Origin of the sequence: Sphingomonas ginsenosidimutans, assembly GCF_002374835.1 — a bacterium.
Taxonomy (GTDB): domain Bacteria; phylum Pseudomonadota; class Alphaproteobacteria; order Sphingomonadales; family Sphingomonadaceae; genus Sphingomonas; species Sphingomonas ginsenosidimutans.
The window spans coordinates 395881-412821 of the sequence record NZ_NWVD01000003.1 but is presented as its reverse complement, the minus strand read 5'-3'; the positions used below and the strand labels follow the sequence as shown (position 1 = coordinate 412821).

At 69.5% G+C, this 16941-nt stretch carries 14 protein-coding genes; 5 read left to right on the top strand and 9 right to left on the bottom strand.

From position 1 onward, the window contains the following. Positions 1-3: 3 nt before the first annotated feature. The 3 genes from COA17_RS10370 to hppD all read right to left on the bottom strand — a co-directional run bounded on the left by COA17_RS10370 (position 4) and on the right by hppD (position 3209). Positions 4-357, bottom strand: a complete 354-nt coding sequence (locus COA17_RS10370; protein ID WP_245857638.1) for a Rieske (2Fe-2S) protein — start codon at positions 355-357, stop codon at positions 4-6. 5 nt (positions 358-362) lie between these two features. Then, positions 363-1667 (bottom strand): homogentisate 1,2-dioxygenase, encoded by a 1305-nt coding sequence (gene hmgA / locus COA17_RS10365; protein WP_096612148.1) that lies wholly within the window; start codon positions 1665-1667, stop codon positions 363-365. Positions 1668-2138: 471 nt separating this feature from the next. Beyond that, on the bottom strand, positions 2139-3209 hold the full coding sequence (hppD, locus tag COA17_RS10360) for a 4-hydroxyphenylpyruvate dioxygenase (RefSeq protein WP_096612146.1): 1071 nt from the start codon (positions 3207-3209) through the stop codon (positions 2139-2141). 128 nt (positions 3210-3337) lie between these two features. Here hppD and COA17_RS10355 point away from each other — a divergent pair, with 128 nt between their 5' ends. Together COA17_RS10355 and COA17_RS10350 are read left to right on the top strand one after the other, a co-directional pair. Next, positions 3338-4453 carry a mechanosensitive ion channel family protein gene (locus COA17_RS10355; protein WP_096612144.1) on the top strand — a complete coding sequence of 372 codons (1116 nt, stop codon included), beginning with the start codon at positions 3338-3340 and terminating at the stop codon, positions 4451-4453. A gap of 99 nt (positions 4454-4552) precedes the next feature. Then, positions 4553-7000 carry a TonB-dependent receptor domain-containing protein gene (locus COA17_RS10350; protein ID WP_096612142.1) on the top strand — a complete coding sequence of 816 codons (2448 nt, stop codon included), beginning with the start codon at positions 4553-4555 and terminating at the stop codon, positions 6998-7000. 111 nt (positions 7001-7111) lie between these two features. Here the strand turns inward: COA17_RS10350 and COA17_RS10345 are convergent, their stop codons facing one another. The 5 genes from COA17_RS10345 to COA17_RS10325 form a co-directional block, all read right to left on the bottom strand. After that, positions 7112-8494, bottom strand: coding sequence for an alpha,alpha-trehalose-phosphate synthase (UDP-forming) (locus COA17_RS10345; RefSeq protein ID WP_066490818.1), 1383 nt, complete (start codon positions 8492-8494; stop codon positions 7112-7114). After that, a complete protein-coding gene (locus COA17_RS10340; protein WP_096612140.1) occupies positions 8491-10290 on the bottom strand; it encodes a glycoside hydrolase family 15 protein in 1800 nt (599 codons plus the stop codon). Before COA17_RS10340 ends, COA17_RS10345 begins: the two co-directional genes overlap by 4 nt. Then, a complete protein-coding gene (gene otsB, locus COA17_RS10335) occupies positions 10287-11036 on the bottom strand; it encodes a trehalose-phosphatase (RefSeq protein WP_066490816.1) in 750 nt (249 codons plus the stop codon). Before otsB ends, COA17_RS10340 begins: the two co-directional genes overlap by 4 nt. A 220-nt stretch (positions 11037-11256) precedes the next feature. Continuing rightward, positions 11257-12321, bottom strand: a complete 1065-nt coding sequence (locus tag COA17_RS10330; RefSeq protein WP_066490813.1) for an NAD(P)H-dependent flavin oxidoreductase — start codon at positions 12319-12321, stop codon at positions 11257-11259. Positions 12322-12356: 35 nt separating this feature from the next. Then, the gene (locus tag COA17_RS10325) at positions 12357-12848 is read right to left on the bottom strand and encodes a GNAT family N-acetyltransferase (RefSeq protein ID WP_096612138.1); all 492 of its coding nucleotides are present in this window, start codon (positions 12846-12848) and stop codon (positions 12357-12359) included. A gap of 134 nt (positions 12849-12982) precedes the next feature. On the opposite strand from COA17_RS10325, the gene COA17_RS10320 reads away from it, so the two are divergent. The 3 genes from COA17_RS10320 (at position 12983) to COA17_RS10310 (ending at position 15594) form a co-directional block, all read left to right on the top strand. Then, entirely contained in the window at positions 12983-14461 is a 1479-nt protein-coding gene (locus tag COA17_RS10320) for a L,D-transpeptidase family protein (protein WP_096612290.1), read from the top strand. 14 nt (positions 14462-14475) lie between these two features. Further along, complete coding sequence (locus tag COA17_RS10315) at positions 14476-14805, top strand: hypothetical protein (RefSeq protein WP_245857636.1); 330 nt, start codon at positions 14476-14478, stop codon at positions 14803-14805. A 78-nt stretch (positions 14806-14883) separates the two neighbouring features. Then, on the top strand, positions 14884-15594 hold the full coding sequence (locus COA17_RS10310; protein ID WP_066484207.1) for an MgtC/SapB family protein: 711 nt from the start codon (positions 14884-14886) through the stop codon (positions 15592-15594). 137 nt (positions 15595-15731) lie between these two features. Here COA17_RS10310 and COA17_RS10305 read toward each other — a convergent pair whose 3' ends face one another. After that, complete coding sequence (locus tag COA17_RS10305) at positions 15732-16934, bottom strand: acyl-CoA dehydrogenase family protein (protein ID WP_066484209.1); 1203 nt, start codon at positions 16932-16934, stop codon at positions 15732-15734. Positions 16935-16941 lie beyond the last annotated feature (7 nt).

Genomic DNA, 16941 nt, shown 5'->3' with positions numbered 1-16941 from the left:
TCGTCATGCGGTGACGATCGTGCCGTCGGCCACCGTCACCGGCCATGGCGTCAGCCGCTGGCCGATGCAGGGGCCGGCGACGCACGCGCCGTCGTCGATGCGGAACAGCGCGCCGTGCCAGGTGCAGCGGATGTGCCCCGCCGCGACGTAATCATCCAGTTCCTGCGCCAGCGGCAGGCCGGCGTGCGGGCAGCGATCGACATAGCCGAACGCCTCCGCGCCGCGCCGCACCACGAAACCGTGGAAGCGCCCGGCGCGCATTTGCAGGACGAAATTGCGCGCCGCGCCGTCGGCGATCTGCGCCAGCGGGCCGAGGGCGACGCCCGCCGGTGTGGCGAAGACCCGCTCATTTCCCACGGCGCTCAGGGCAGCTGCGCCTTCGGGAAATCGTTCCACACCGCATCGTAATCGAGCTGTGCGCGGTCCAGCGCGGTGGCGGTGGGGCGATAGGCCCAGCAGCTTTCGACCATGAACGCCATCGTGCCGTCGAGCTTCACCGGCTTCAGTTCCGCCTCGCTCGCGCCGCGCCACGACGCGACGTCGGGGCCGTGGCCGCTCATCATGTTGTGGAGCGACAGCCCGCCCGGGCGGAAGCCGTCCGCCTTGGCGTCATATTCGCCGGTGATGAGGCCCATCGCCTCCGACATGACGTTGCGGTGGAACCATGGAGGACGGAACGTCCCTTCCGCCACCATCCAGCGCGGCGGGAAGATCACGAAATCGGCGTTCGCGCGCCCCGGCACGTCGCTGGGCGAGGTCAGCACGGTGAAGATCGACGGATCGGGATGGTCGAAGCTGACGGTGTTGATCGCCATGAAGCGCGACAGGTCGTAGCGCCACGGCGCGAGATTGCCGTGCCACGCCACGACGTCGAGCGGTGAGTGGTCGAGCGTCATCGTCCACAGCGCGCCCATGAACTTCTGGACCACCTGGACGGGTTCGTCGCGATCCTCGAACCACGCCACCGGGGTTTCGAAGTCGCGCGGATTGGCCAGGCCATTGGCGCCGATCGGGCCGAGATCGGGCAGGCGGAACAGGCTGCCGTGGTTTTCCGCGACATAGCCGCGCGCCGCGCCATCGGGCAACAGCACGCGGAAGCGCACCCCACGCGGCACGCCGGCGACCTGCCCCGGCGCGACTGACAGGCGCCCCATTTCGGTCAGCAGTTCCAGCCGCCCCTGTTCGGGGATGAACAGCAATTCGCCGTCGGCATCCATGAACACCCGGTCGGTCATGTCGCGGTTCGCGGCATAGATGTGGAGCGCCACGCCCGTCAGGTCAGCCGGGTCGCGGTTGACCAGCATCGTCGTCATCCCGTCGACCCAGTCGACGCCCGCATCGGGCAGCGGCAGCGGATCCCAGCGCAGCCGGTTGGGCGCGAGCGGCGCATGGCCGGCGCCGGGGGCGAACAGCGCCGCGCCGGAATAGGCGGCATAGGGCGGATGTTCGGCGGTGGGACGCGTCCGGTACAGCCACGAACGACGGTTCTCATGCCGCGGCGCGGTGAAGGCGGTGCCGGAAAGCTGCTCGGCATAGAGGCCGAAGGCAGGGCGTTGCGGCGAGTTGCGCCCGACCGGCAACGCGCCGGCGACCGCCTCGGTCGAGACATGATTGCCGAAGCCGGGGATATAGCCCGCGGCATCGGGATCGGGGTGGTGGACGGTCATTGTGGCTTCCTCTCCTTTCCACCACCCCGCGGCGGACATCGGCCCGCGCCGCGCGGCGCGAATGTTGTCAATGTTGAGCCGCCGGCGCGTTTTCGCGCGCCATGCGACCGGAACGCGACCGCGACGCGACGGGGACGCGACACCGGGGCGACACCGGGGCGACACCGGCGCGCCCTGTTCGCTACCTCGTCCCTGCCCCCTTTCATCGCCGCGACGATAGCGGGATACGGCGGTGTAGGACATGGCGTCGGGCGCCGGCGGCGGCGGGTTGCCGTCATGCAGGAACCAGTATCGATCTCCCTTCACCCTCGACCCGTTCGTGCTGAGGAGAGGCTGAACCTGCCGAAGCCTCGTCTCGAAGCGATGCCGTTTCGACAAGCTCAACGGCTCCTCGGGGCGAACGGAGCAGAAGGTGGATACGCCCTGGTCGAAAATGACGCGGGCCGTTTCCACCTGCCCCGTTACCCCCCATCATGCGTCGACGGTGATGACGCCGCGGCGGATCTGGTCCAGCTCGATCGATTCGTACAGCGCCTGGAAATTGCCGTTGCCGAACCCTTCGTTGCCCTTGCGCTGGATGATCTCGAAGAAGATCGGGCCGACCATCGGCTCGGTGAAGATCTGGAGCAGGATGCCCTCCTCCTCCACGTCGCCGTCGATCAGGATGCGGTTGCGGCGCAGCCGCTCCAGATCCTCGCCATGGCCGGGGACGCGCTTGTCGACCAGTTCGTAATAGGTCTCGATCGTGTCCTGCAACCGCACGCCGCGCGCGCGCAGCGCCTCCACGGTGGCGTAGATATCGTCGGTGGTCATGGCGAGGTGCTGGATCCCCTCACCATTGTAATCGCGGATGAATTCCTCGATCTGGCTCTTGTCGTCCTGGCTTTCGTTGAGCGGGATGCGGATCGCGCGATCGGGGGCGATCATCGCCTGGCTGAACAGCCCGGTCGCCTTGCCCTTGATATCGAAGTACTTCTGTTCCTCGAACCCGAAGATCTGGCCGTAGAATTCGGCCCAGACGCGCATCTGCCCGCGCCGGACATTGTGGGTGAGGTGGTCGAGCAGGTCCAGCCCGACGCCCTCGCGCGCTGCCGCCGCGCGCCAGCCGGGCACCTCGTCCCAATCGTCATAGACGCTGCCCGCCGCGCCGTGGCGATCGACCAGATACAGCAGCGAGCCGCCGATCCCCTGGAGGACATACGCCCCCTCCCCCAGCGCACTGGTGGCCGCATCGGCCGGCTTCGCGCCGCGCGCCAGCGCCGCGTCGAACGCCGCCTGCGCATCCGCGACGCGGAACGCCATGCCGTTGGCGGATGGGCCGTGTTCGGCCGCGAACGCCGCCGCCTGCCCGCCCGGTTCCTCGTTCACCAGCAGGTTGGTGCGCCCCTGGACATAGCGGGTGACGCGGCGCGTCGGGTGGGTGGCGGCGGCGACAAAGCCCAGCGCCTCGAACTGCCGCCGCAGCGCGGCGGTATCGGGGGCGGTGAATTCGCAGAATTCGAACCCGTCCAGGCCCATCGGATTGACGTCCATATGCTCCATCGCGCGTATCCCGGCAGGTGGTTTCAAACGATATGGTATCTTATGATACCGTATGGGGAGCGTCAATGGGGAACGCGCCCGCCCCGCGCCACGTTTGCGGCAGTGCACCACGAAACGACGGAGCGGCGATGACGGGGTGGAACAGGACCGTGCAGGCATGGTGGCACGACGTACCCGGCTGGCTTTCGGGCTTCCTATACGTGGCGGGCGCGGTGGCGCTGGCGCTGGTGGCGCACCGGATCGTCGTCTGGGCCGCGCGTCGCGCGACGCTCGGACGGCCGGAGAGCAGCGCGGCGCTGTTCGTCGAGCGCATCCGCAAGCTGTTGCGCTGGCTGATGATCGTCGTGGCGCTGGCGGCGGTGCAGCCCGCGCTCGACCTCGACCGCGCGACCGCGACCTTGTGGGCGCGCGCCGCCGCGCTGATCGTGCCGGGGCTGCTGGGCTGGGCGGCGATCGTCGGCGCGGGGACGGTGATCGACGCGATGATCCGCCACGCCGACATCACCGTCGCCGACAATCTGCGCGCGCGGCGGCGGCGCACGCGGCTGGGCATCCTGCAACGCATCATCGTGTCGATGATCCTGCTGGTGACGATCTGCGCGATGCTGATGACGATCCCGGCGGTGCGCACGCTGGGCGTCACCCTGGTGGCGTCGGCGGGCCTGGCGGGCCTTGCGGTGGGCGCGGCGGCGCAACCGGCGCTGAAGAACCTGATCGCCGGGTTCCAGATGATCTTCACCGAGCCGATCCGCATCGACGACGTCGTCATCATCGACGGCGAATGGGGGCGGATCGAGGAAATCCGGCTGACCTATGTCGTCGTCAAGATCTGGGACGAACGACGCTTGGTGGTGCCGGTGTCGAAATTCCTGGAGCAGAGCTTCCAGAACTGGACCCGCCAGTCGAGCGCGCTGCTGGGCAGCGTGTTCTGGTATGTCGATCCGGCCGCCGACGTGCCGCGGCTGCGCGAGGCGCTGGGGCGGATCGTCACCGCCAATCCGCGCTGGGACGGGCGGTTCTGGAATCTGCAGGTGACCGATACCAAGCCCGACGGGTCGATCGAGCTGCGCGGGTTGATGACCGCGCGCGATGCCTCGACCGCGTTCGACCTGCGCTGCGACGTGCGCGAGGGGTTGCTGGCGTATATCGCGGCGGAAATGCCGCAGGCGTTGTTCCGGCGGCGTGCCGATGTCGCGCTGGGGGCGCCCTCCCCAAGTGGCCCGGCACCTACGACTTTAGGCTAACACCCTCATCCAATTAAACAATTCTCCATCGATGCGCCCTCAAGCAGCGGCCATGGCTCACCGCGGGATGTGAGCCGGCACTTTTTGGGGGAGGATCTCATGTCCCGCTATCGGGCCCTGGCGGCGGTATCGCTTATCGCGCTCGCCACGCCGGCGCTGGCCGACACCGCGGCGCCGGCGCCGGCCGCCGACCAGGACAATGTCACCACCGGCGTCGCCAAGGGGCGCGACCGGCTGGACAGCGCCACATCCACCAGCGTCCTGCGCGAGGCGGAGATCGCCAAGCTGGCGCCGCGATCGGTCGGCGAGCTGCTGCGCGACATCCCCGGCATCCTGGCCGAGGCACCGAACGGCGAAAGCATCGCCAACATCACCATCCGCGGGCTGCCGCTGTCATCGTCGGGCGCCAAGTTCGTCCAGCTGCAGGAAGACGGCCTGCCGGTGATGGAATTCGGCGACGTGGTCGGCGCCAGCGCCGACAGCTTCCTGCGCCTGGATCTCAACCTGGCGCAGGTCGAGGCGATCCGCGGCGGTTCGGCATCGACCTTCGCCAGCAACGCACCGGGCGGGATCATCAACTTCATCAGCAAGACCGGCGAACAGGAAGGCGGCGCGATCGCGCTGACCGCCGGGGTCGATTTCGACCAGTATCGCGCCGACGTGGATTACGGCGGCCGGCTGAGCGAGACGCTGCGCTTCCACATCGGCGGCTATTACCGCCAGGGCGAAGGGCCGCGGCGGATCGGTTTCGACGGCCAGCGCGGCGGGCAGATCAAGGCCAATGTCACGCGCCAGTTCGCGGGCGGCTATATCCGCCTCTACGGAAAGTATCTGGACGATCGTTCGCCCTTCTACGATTCGGTCCCGCTGCGCGTGACGGGCACGAACGACGCGCCGACGCTGGCCGCGGTGCCCGGGTTCGATCCGACGAAGGACACGCTGTCGACCCGCTACCTGCAATCGGTGCTGGTGCTGGACGAGAACAACCAGCCGATCCGCGAGGACATCCGCAACGGGCAGCACGTCAAGGAACGCGCGTTCGGCGTCGAAAGCCAGTTCGCGCTGGGTGACTGGACGATCACCGAACGCTTTCGCGCCGCGGGCCGCTCCGGCGGGCTGATCGGGCCGTTCAGCAGCCAGTATCTGACCCCCGCCGCCGCGCTGACCCGGCTGGGCGCGACGGGCGGGTCGTTCCGCTATGCCACCGGCGCCCATGCCGGGCAGGCGATCGCCGATCCCGCCGCGCTCAACGGCAACGGACTGATCGCGATCTACAACATCCGCGACCGCCGGCAGCAGGATGTCGGCAGCATCACCAACGACATCCGCGCGAGCCGCGTGTGGAACGTGGGCGACGGCGTGCTGACCACCACCGCGGGCCTGTACACCGGGCGCCAGCAGATCGACACGTCGATCCTGTACGGCGTCGCGGTGACCGAGGTGAAGGGCGGCGGCGATGCCGCGTTGCTCAACGTCGTCGATGCGGGCGGCAATGCGCGCACCGCGGGCGGCATCTATGCCTACAACCCGCTGTCGGGGACGCAGCGGCGCACGCTGCGGCTCGCCTATGCGATCAACGCGCCGTTCGCGTCGGCCAATTACAAGATCGGGCGCGTGTCGATCGGCGGCAGCCTGCGCTACGATGTCGGCAGCGCGAAGGGCACCGTCTACGGCGTCGAGCTGGGCGGCGGACGGATCGGGCAGGTGGCGCGCGACATCGACGGCGACGGCGTCATCTCACCGCCCGAACAGCGCGTCGGCGTGACCCCGGGCGCGCCGGGATACGTCGACTACAGCTACCGCTACCTGTCCTATTCGGGGGGCGTCGTCTATCGCGTGGCCGAGCCGCTGGCGGTGTTCGCGCGCTACAGCCGCGGCGCGCGCGCCAATGCCGACCGCATCACCTTCGGCAGCGTGATCGACAATGCCACCGGCGCGCTGGCGATCCCGCAGGCCGCGTACGACCCGGTCAGGCAGGCCGAGATCGGCGTGAAATACCGCCACCAGGGCGTGACGCTGAATCTGACCGGCTTCCATGTCGAGGCGCAGGATTCGAACATCAACACCTCCACCGGCGCGGTGATCGCGCGCGACTACAAGGCCAAGGGGCTGGAGTTCGAAGGGGGCGTGCGCCGCGGCGCGTTCAGCCTGACCGCGGGCGCGACGTTCACCGACGCCACGATCGTGCGCGACCGGGTGGACCCGGCCATCAACGGCAACACGCCGCGTCACCAGGCGAGCGTGATCTTCCAGGCGACGCCGCAGGTCAGCACCGACCGGTTCGCGGTCGGCGCGGTGTTCATCGGCACCACGGATACCTATGCGCAGGACACCAACCTGCTGAAGATCCCGGGCTACGTGACCACCAACGCCTTCGTCCAGGTGCGCCCGGCCGAACGGCTGCTCCTGTCGCTTAACGCCACCAACCTGTTCGACACGCTGGCGCTGACCGGGATCGACGAGGATCGCATCCCCGCGAGCGGGATCGTGCGCGGGCGGCTGCTCAACGGGCGCGCGGTGTCGGTGACCGCGCGGTTCGACTTCTAGCGCTCTAGAGACACCGGCCTTCCAGCGGGGGCGGGAAGGCCGGTACCCCCACTGCGTCCCTGCACGGCCCCTCGTGCATGCGGGGACGCAGACCGGGTCATCGCGGCGGTGTCAGGCGTCCACTTCCGCGCGCCGCAGCGCGGCCAGGAAACGGTCCGCCCACCACGTCACGTCGCGTTCCTGCACCCCGGCCATCAGCTTTTCCCAGCGCCGCACCCGTTCGTCGCGCGGCATCCGGAGCGCCTGGCAGATCGCGTCGGCCATCTCCTCCGCACTGTACGGATTGACCAGCAGCGCATCGCCCATCTGTTCCGCCGCACCGGCGAAGCGCGACAGCACCAGCACGCCGGGATCCTCCGGATCCTGCGCAGCGACATATTCCTTCGCCACCAGGTTCATGCCGTCGCGCAGGGGCGTCACCAGCCCGATCTTCGCCGCGCGGTAGATGCCGGCCAGCTGATCGCGCGGATAGCCCTGGTTGACGTAGCGGATCGGCACCCAGTCGACATCGGCATATTCGCCGTTGATCCGCCCCGACAGCCCCTCCAGCGACTGGCGGATGCGCTGGTAGCTTTCGACCGAGACGCGGCTGGGCGGCGCGATCTGGAGCAGGAACACTTCCTTGCGCTCCTCCGGATGCTCGATCAGGAAGCGTTCGTAGCCGAGGAATCGCTCCTCCAGCCCCTTCGAATAGTCGAGCCGGTCGACCCCGACGATCATGTCGCGCCCGTCCGCCGAATCGCGCATCCGGCGATAGGCGAGCCGGGCGTTGACGCTTTTCGACATGTCGGCGAACGCCGACGCGTCGATCCCGATCGGGCAGGCGATCAATTCGACGCTACGGTCGCCCAGCCGCGCGACGCCGTCCTCGATCACCGCGCCCATATCCTGCCGCGCATAGTCGCAGAAGGATTCCAGCCATTCCTCGGTATGGAAACCGATCAGGTCGTAGGCGAACATCGATTCGACCAGCGCCCGCGCACCCGGCAGCGTCCCCAGCAGGCGGCGCGGCGGCCAGGGAATGTGGAGGAAGAAGCCCATGCGGTTGTCGCAGCCGCGCTGGCGCAGCTCCGCCCCCAGCGGGAACATGTGGTAATCCTGGATCCACACCAGATCGTCCGCCTCGATCAGCGGACGCACCGTGTCGGCGAACCGCTGGTTCGTGCGTTGGTAGCCGCCGGCGAAATCGCGCTCATATTCGGCCAGGTCGATGCGATAGTGGAACAGCGGCCACAACGTCCGGTTGGCGTAGCCGTCGTAATATTCCTGGACGTCCTGTTCCTCCAGATCGACGGTCGCGGTGGTAACGCCGTGCGCGCGCTGGAAGTTGATATGGCCGGTGAACTGGTCGGTCTGTTCCCCCGACCAGCCGAACCACAGCCCGCCGTTGGCGCGCAGCGCCGCCGCCATCGCCACCGCCAGCCCGCCCTGTGCGCCCGACGTGGAGCCGGTGGGGGCGCTGACCCGGTTGGAGATGACGATCAGGCGGCTCAACGGATACTACTCCATGGTTTGCTCAACATCGCGGCGCAATTGATCATGCCGACCAGCGAGTAGGTCTGCGGGTAATTGCCCCACAATTCGCCCGTCGTCGGATCGATATCCTCCGACAGCAGCCCCGCGGCGGTGCGGCGGGACAGCATCTCTTCGAACAAAACGCGCGCCTCGTCGCTGCGCCCGGTTAGGAACAGTGCCTCGATCAGCCAGAAGGTGCAGAAATTGAACGCGGTTTCGGGCAGGCCGAAATCATCCTCGGTATCGTAGCGCAGCATCGTCGAGCCGCGCCGCAGCCCGGTTTCGATCGCGGTCAGCGTGTCGATGAAGCGCGGATCGTCGGCGGCGAAGAAGCGCAGGTCGAGCAATTGCAGCACGCTGGCATCCAGGTCGTCGCCGCCGAAGGTCGCGGACATGCGCCGCGTCCCCTCGCGCCACGCCGCCTCCTCGATGCGCGTGCGGATCGTGTCGGCGCGCCCGGCCCACAGCGCCCGCCGCTCGGGCAGGCCGAGCCGTTCGGCAGCGTTTGCCAGCCGGTCGCACGCCGCCCAGCACATCGCCGAGGAATAGGTGTGGACGCTCTGGCGCGTGCGCAGCTCCCACAGGCCGGCGTCGGGCTGATCGTAATAGGCCCAGGCGCGGTCGCCGACATGTTCGAGCGATTCGAAATCCTCCTGCCCCGCGATGCGGAACAGCCGCTGGTCGAAGAAGGCGTGGACCGAACACAGCACGATCTGGCCATAGGCATCGTGCTGGATCTGTTCGGCCGCCTGGTTGCCGACGCGCACCGGCCCCATGCCGCGATAGCCGGGCAGCGTCGTCTCGATCCGTTCGGGCAGGTGCGCCTCGCCCAGCACGCCGTACAGCGGCTGGATGTGCCCGCCGCGCTGCTCGTCATGGCTGGCGGCATCGACGATGTTGCGCAGATAGCCCAGATAGCCCTCCAGCACGTCGAGCGCGCCGAGGCGGTTGAGCGCCTGCACCGTGTAATAGGCGTCGCGGATCCAGCAGAAGCGATAGTCCCAGTTGCGCTGCGACCCGGCATGTTCGGGGATCGAGGTGGTCAGCGCCGCGACGATCGCGCCGGTTTCCTCATGCTGGCACAGTTTCAGCGTGATCGCGCAGCGGATGACGACATCCTGCCATTCCAGCGGGACGGCCAGCCCGCGCACCCACGACTGCCATTCGTGCGTCGTGCGATACAGCATCAGGTCGACCGTCGCGGCCAGATCGCCCTGGAAGCTTTCGTCCGGCCCGAGGAAGAAGTGCAGCGGGCGTTCGACGCGGAACGCGCGTTCGCCCTGCACCATCGCGATCGGCGCGGTGGTGGTCAGCCGCAGCGCGATCGTATCCATCAGCAGCCGCAAATGGTTCGATCCGCCGATCTGTTCGCGGCACCCCCCGCCCCAGCCGCAGGTCGGGCGCAGCTGCACCCGCACGCGCGGACTGCCCGCCACCGGGCGGACGATCCGCGCGAAGGCGACCGGGCGGTAGGTGCGCCCCTCCCGCTGGAATCGCGGGCAGAAATCGATCACCTCGATCGCGCCGCCGTGCGCGTCGCGATGGGTGGTGACCAGGATCGGGGTGTTGCGGATATATTCCTGCTCCACCGACACCGAATCCTCCAGGCCGATCCCCCAGAAGCCGGTGTCGGGCGCCTCGCCGCCCAGCAGCGCGGAGAACAACGGATCGCCATCGACGCGCGGCACGCAGCCCCATACGAAGCGGCCGGCACGATCGACCAGCGCGCTGACCTGGCAATTGCCGATCGGCCACAGATCCAGCGTCGTCGTCATGCATCCCCCCGTGCGGTGGCGGCGTCAAGAAAGGCGAGCGCGTCGGCAACGCCGGCAAGGCGGTAGGACGCGGCGGTCGCGCGCGGCGCACCGACCAGCACGCCGGCGCCACCCAGCGCACGCGCGGCATGGAAGCCCGCCTCGTCGGTCACGTCGTCCCCCATGAACACAGGACGCGCGTGGCGCCGTTCCGGTTCCGTCATCAACAGATCGACCGCCGCGCCCTTGTCCCGGCCGGGCAGGCGCAGTTCCACCACCATCTTGCCATGCTGGACGACCAGCCCGTGGCGCGCGGCCAGCCTATCGGCAAACGCGGCGGCGGCATCGCCGGCATGCGGCGCGCGGCGATAGTGGAGGCCGACGCCGAATGGCTTGTCCTCCACCAGCATGCCGTCGTGCGCAGCGGCCAAGTCGTGCGCGGCGGCCAGCGCGGCGTCTAGCGCGGCGGGGCGATCGGGCGCGTGGACGGTGCCGTCGGAGTCGGCGATCTCCAGCCCGTGGCTGCCCGCGATCACCAGCGCGGCGGGCGCGATCAGCGCGCGCACCTCATGCACCGGACGCCCGCTGACGATCGCGACCCCGCCGGGCAGACGCGCCGCCAGCCGTTCGAGCAGACCGGGCAGTTCGGGCGCGACCGCCACCGCATCGGGGGTGGCGGCCAGCTCGACCAGCGTACCGTCGAAATCGAGGAACAGGCTGGCGCCGGCCAGCAGATCGGCGGGCGGGGGCGGAAGGGAGGCGCTCATGCGCGCCTAGGTGGCCCGCGACGGCCGATGGTGCAATGCGGAAAGGAGATGCCGCGCGGTTGGATCGTGCTTCCGCCCGGCATGTCGCCAGAATCGTCGCCCCAGCGAAGGCCGGGGCCTTTCGCGGCTCCTGCGGCGCCCTGCCGGCATGAGATCCCAGCCTTCGCTGGGATGACGGTTTGCAGGATGGACTGAAGGCTCGACGCCGGGATCGCGACGCTCAGCGCGTGCGGCGGTCCAGCGCCTCGGCGGCCTCCGCCATCAACGCGGCGATGATGTCGGCGACGGGTTCTTCCTTCGTCACCATGCCGACCGACTGGCCGGCCATCACGCTGCCATGTTCGACATCGCCGTCGATCACCGCGCGGCGCAGCGCGCCGGCCCAGTAATGTTCGATCTGCAACTGCGCCTCGGCCATCGCGACCGCGCCCTCGTCGAGCGACTGCGCGACCTCGCGCTGCTTCGCGGTGAACAGCTCCGACCCGGCATTCTTGAGCGCGCGCACCGGGATCACCGGCAGGCGCGGGTCGATCTGCACGCTGGCGACCGCGTCGCGCGCGCTGGCGCGGATGAACGCCTTCTTGAAATTGGGGTGCGCGATGCTCTCGGTCGCGCAGACGAAGCGCGTGCCCAGCTGGACGCCCGCCGCGCCCATGTCGAGATAGCCGGCGATCGCCTCCCCCCGGCCGATCCCGCCGGCGACGAACACCGGCACCTGATCGGCGATCTCGGGCAGCATTTCCTGCGCCAGCACGCTGGTGGACACGGGGCCGATATGGCCGCCGGCCTCCATCCCCTCGATCACCAGCGCGTCGACGCCCGACCGGATCAGCTTCTTGGCCAGCGCCAGCGTGGGGGCGAAGCAGATGACCTTCGCGCCCGATGCCTTGATCGCCTCCAGCGAGCCCTTGGGCGGCAGCCCGCCGGCCAGCACGACATGCCCGACGCCGTGGCGCGCGCATACCGCGATCAGATCGGTCAGCTGCGGGTGCATGGTGATGAGGTTGACGCCGAACGCGCGGGTCGTCAGCGCCTTCGTCCCCGCGATCTCGGCATCGAGCAGTTCGGGGGTCATCGCGCCGCACGCGATCACGCCGAACCCGCCCGCGTTCGACATCGCCGCGACCAGATGGCGTTCCGACACCCACGACATCGCGCCCGCCATGATCGCGACGTCCGCGCCCAGGAACGCCGCGCCGCGTTCCATGCGGCGCGCAAGGCGCGCGGCGCCGGTGGTGGTTTCGCGGGCGGAATCGGCAGCGGGGGCGGTCAGCGTATCGGTCATCGCCCAGCCGTAGAACGCGGCCGCGCGCGCGGCAACTATTGTGCCAGATCGCGGTACATCACCAGCGCATCGACCAGCCCGTGCTGCGGGTGGTCGAACGCGCGCGGCAGGGTGCCCACGACCGCGAAGCCCGACCCGCGCCACAGCGCGACGGCGCGTTCGTTGGTGGCGACGACGAAGTTGAACTGCATCGCGCGGAACCCGGCGGCGCGCGCCCGGTCCAGCGAATGCGCGCACATCGCGCGCGCCACCCCGCGCCCGCGCGCCGCGGCGGCGGTGACGTAACCGGCATTGGCGACATGCGCACCGCCGCCGCGCTGGTTCGCGCGCAGGTAGAAGGTGCCCAGCAGTTCGCCATCGTCGCCGACCGCTACCGACACGTCGTGCGCGGGCGCCATCCAGTAAGCGAGCGCGGCGTCGCGCGAGATGTCGCATTCGATCGCATAGGTATCGCCCGCGCGGAACACCGGCAGGAGGATCGCGGCGATCGCATCGGCGTCGGTGGGGGTGGCGGGCCTGATCTGCATCACGTCGCTTCACCACATCCACCGTGCAACCGCAGCTTCTTTTCGCTTGTTCATTGGCCAGCAGGGTGTGCACCGCCATATGGGGCGCGACGACGACCGGGGAGATCGACAGGGTGGACGGATCGGGGCAGGCGATGATCGCGCGGCTCGCACGGCAGGCGATGATCGGGGTGACGGCGGCGGCGATCGCGGGGCAGGCGGCGGCGCAGGTGCCCGCGCCCGTTCCGACGATCACCCCGCCCGCCCCCACTCAGCCCGGCCCGCTGGCGCCGGTCGCGCGCGCGCCGGTGACACTGCCCACGCTGTCTGCGGCGCAGGCGAGGCAGCTGGCGACGCTGATCGCCGACGACGAAGTGGCGCAGGGGCTGCGCTATTCCCGGCGCACCGACCTCGACCGGCTGGACGGCGCGGCGCTGGTGCGTGCGGCGCTCGACCATGCACGCGCGATCCGCAGCGGGCGGTTGATGCCGGAGGATTTCCAGCGCGACTGGGGCATCCGCCCGCCCGCCTACGATCCGCTGCCCGATTTCGCCGCGGCGGTGGCGAACGACCGACTGTCGGCCTGGGTGCGCGCGCTGCCCCCGCCCTATGTCGGCTATGACGCGCTGGTCGCGGGGCTGGCGCGCTATCACCGGATCGCCGCGGACGGCGGCTGGCCGGTGGTGGCGACCGCGCCCGTCTTCGGTTCGCGGGGGCCGGCGGTCGCCACGCTGCGCGCGCGGCTGGCGGCGGAGGACCCGCAGGTTGCGAAGAGCGGCGACACGTTCGACGCCGCGTTGCTCGACGCGGTGCGGCGCGCGCAGCGGCGCTATGGCCTGAACCCCGTTGGCACCGTCGGGTCGCAGACGATGGCTGCGCTCAACGTGCCGGTCGAACGGCGCATCCGCCAGATCATGGCCAATCTGGAACGCTGGCGCTGGCTGCCGCCGCGGCTGGACCAGAAGCGCGTGCAGGTGAACATCGCCGCGGCGGTGCTGACCGCGTTCGACGGCGATGCGCCGGTGATGTCGATGAAGGCGGTGACCGGGCGTCCGGGGAACGAGACGCCGATGCTGATCTCCAAGATCAACAGCATCGTCATCAACCCGCCATGGAACGTACCGACGTCGATCGCGACCAAGGAATTGTGGCCCAAGGAACGCGCCAACCCCGGCTATCTGAAGCGCAACGGCTTCCGCGTGATCGACAATGGCGACGGCAGCAAGAGATTGCAGCAGGCGTCGGAGCGCAGCGCGCTGGGCCGGTTCAAGTTCGATTTCCCCAACGATTTCGCGGTGTACCTGCACGACACGCCCGCGCAATCGGGCTTTTCGCGGTTCGACCGGCTGGCCAGCCACGGCTGCGTCCGGCTGGAAAAGCCCGACGAACTGGCCAAGCTCTTGCTGAGGACCACCCCCGAATGGCAGCCCGACGCGATCGACGCCGCGGTCGCGGCCGGCAAGACGGTGCGCGCGCGCATGGCGGAGCCGGTCACGGTGTACCTGCTCTACTGGACCGCCTTCGCCAGCGCCGACGGGCAGGTCGGCTTCCGGGATGATCCCTATGGCTGGGATGCGAAACTGGCGGCTACGATCGAGCGGCGTTCGCAGGTACAGGCACAGGCGACGACATGAGCAAAGGAATCCATGTGACCAAGCGTTCGACCCCGCTTTTCCTGGCGACCGTGCTGGCGGCGACCGCGCTGGCGGGCTGTTCGCGCCATGATGAGCCGGAGACCCCGCCGGCGGACACCAACATGGCGGTCGAGGAGATCGCCCCGGCCGAGGCCACGCCGACGCCGGAGCCGATGCCCACCGCCGCGCCGACTCCGGTCGAGAATGTCGCCGCGCTGCCCGAGGCGCCGCCGCCCGCGCCCGACGAGCAGATGCTGGACGACGCCTCCGTCACCGGCATGACCGCGCGCGCCAACCGCGATGCCGCCGACGAACAGGCGCCGGCCGAGAAGAAGCAGAACTGACGATCCGGCGCCCGTCGTGACGGCGGGAACGGGTCCGGCGTCACGCGAACGTCACATTCGCGGCGCACCGCGCGCGCCGTGGAGACGATCTTCCCCCTGACCGACAGCTGGCGGCTGCTGTGCGCGCTGGCGACCGCGTTCGTGCTGGGCACCGCGATCGGGCTGGAGCGACAGTGGCGGCAACGCACCGCGGGGCTGCGCACCAACGTGCTGGTCGCGGTGGGCGCGGCGGCGTTCGTCGACCTGGGGGTGCAGACCGCCGGGCAGGACGGCGGCGCACGGGTGATCGCCTATGTCGTGTCGGGCATCGGCTTCCTGGGTGCGGGCGTCATCATGAAGGAAGGCACGCAGGTGCGCGGCCTCAACACCGCCGCGACGCTGTGGACGTCGGCCGCGGTCGGCGCGTTCGCCGGGGTCGGGCGGCTGGCGGAGGCGGCGGTGGTCGCCGGCTTCGTACTGGCGGGCAATACGATGCTGCGTCCGCTGGTCGATTTCGTGAACCGCCGCCCGATCGCCGAACGCCATACCGAGGCGCTGTACCGCGTCCACGTGGTCTGCGCGCCCGAGCGCGTATCGATGGCGCGCGACCTGCTGTACGAGGAGCTGGAGGTCCACGATTATCCGGTGCGCGAGATCGAGGTGATGACCGAATCGGACGCCGCCGTCGAACTGGCCGCCGCGCTGCTGCCGACCAGCGCGGAGGCCACCGACCTCGACCGGATCGTCGCGCATATCGCGCGGCGGCCGGGGATCGTCAGCGCGACCTGGACGGTCAGCACGACGAACTGACGCGCGGCGCGCTCGCCAGCGCCGGAGCGTTTACGTTCCTCCTGAGGAGCCGTTGAGCCTGTCGAACCTCTCCTCAGCACGAACGGATGGACGGCGGATGGAGAGCGGATGGCGCGCAACGAGCCACTCCGCCCCCGCTACGCCGGCAGGTCACGAAACGCCGCATCCTTGTCGGTGCGGATTTCGCCGGGCAGGCCCAGCACGCGCTCGGCGATGATGTTCTTCAGGATCTCGTCGGTGCCGCCGGCGATGCGCAGGCCCGGCGCGTTGAGCGTCGCCGACTGGAACAGCCCGCGCAGCGGCGCCAGCGCGGGGTCGGCGATGATGCCGTACTGATCCTCCGCCTCGACCGCTGAGTTGCCGATGTCCTGCAACTGGTTGGCGGCGATGATCTTCCCGATCGAGCTTTCCGGCCCCGGCGTCTGGCCGCGGCTGAGCGCGGTGATCGTGCGCATCCGCGTGTTGCGCAGCCCCTCCGCCTGCACCCACCAGTCGGCCAGTTTCTGGCGGAAGGCGGGATCGTGGAGCAGCTTGCCGCCGTCCGCGCCGTCCACCTCGCGCGCCAGCTTCAATATCTCCTTCGGCCCCGCGCCGCCGCCGCCGCCGACCGCCAGCCGCTCGTTCATCAGCGTCACCAGCGCGACCTTCCACCCGGCATCGACCGCGCCGAGCCGCTGCGAATCGGGGATGCGCACGTCGGTGAAATAGACTTCGTTGAAGTTCGAGCCGCCCGACATCTGGTGGATCGGCCTGATCTCCACCCCCGGCGCGCGCAGGTCGAGCCAGAACATCGTCAGCCCCTTGTGCTTGGGCACGTCGGGGTTGGTGCGCACCAGCACGATGCCGAAGTCGGAATAATGCGCGCCCGACGTCCACACCTTCTGCCCGTTGACGACCCAGTCGTCGCCGTCGCGGACCGCGCGGGTGCGGATCGCCGCGACGTCCGATCCGCCGGCGGGTTCGGAAAACAGCTGCGACCAGATTTCCTCGCCGCGCAGCGCCGGGCCGACGAACCGCTGCTTCGTCGCATCGTCGGCGAAGGCCATGACGGTGGGGATGCACATCCCCAGCCCGATCGTGAAATAGCCGTACTGGACCGGGTGCCTGGCCTCTTCCTGTCCGAAGATGACGCTCTGGATCGGGGTGCCGCCGCCCCCGCCCCATTCCTTCGGCCAGGTGATCTGCGCATAGCCGGCCGCGGCCTTGCGCGCCTGCCACGCGCGTGCCGCGGCCATGTCGTCGCCATGGTCAATCGCCTTGTGCGCGGCGACGTTCGCGGCCAGCCAGTCGCGGGCGCGGGCGCGATATTCGGCTTCGTCGGCGGTATCGTTGAAGTCCATCGTGCCG

Coding starts and splice junctions, on each gene's coding strand:
- hmgA (WP_096612148.1), bottom strand. CDS start 1,667: ATGACCGTCCACCACCCCGATCCCGATGCCGCGGGCTATATCCCCGGC.
- hppD (WP_096612146.1), bottom strand. CDS start 3,209: ATGGAGCATATGGACGTCAATCCGATGGGCCTGGACGGGTTCGAATTC.
- COA17_RS10355 (WP_096612144.1), top strand. CDS start 3,338: ATGACGGGGTGGAACAGGACCGTGCAGGCATGGTGGCACGACGTACCC.
- COA17_RS10350 (WP_096612142.1), top strand. CDS start 4,553: ATGTCCCGCTATCGGGCCCTGGCGGCGGTATCGCTTATCGCGCTCGCC.
- COA17_RS10340 (WP_096612140.1), bottom strand. CDS start 10,290: ATGACGACGACGCTGGATCTGTGGCCGATCGGCAATTGCCAGGTCAGC.
- otsB (WP_066490816.1), bottom strand. CDS start 11,036: ATGAGCGCCTCCCTTCCGCCCCCGCCCGCCGATCTGCTGGCCGGCGCC.
- COA17_RS10330 (WP_066490813.1), bottom strand. CDS start 12,321: ATGACCGATACGCTGACCGCCCCCGCTGCCGATTCCGCCCGCGAAACC.
- COA17_RS10325 (WP_096612138.1), bottom strand. CDS start 12,848: ATGCAGATCAGGCCCGCCACCCCCACCGACGCCGATGCGATCGCCGCG.
- COA17_RS10320 (WP_096612290.1), top strand. CDS start 12,983: ATGATCGCGCGGCTCGCACGGCAGGCGATGATCGGGGTGACGGCGGCG.
- COA17_RS10305 (WP_066484209.1), bottom strand. CDS start 16,934: ATGGACTTCAACGATACCGCCGACGAAGCCGAATATCGCGCCCGCGCC.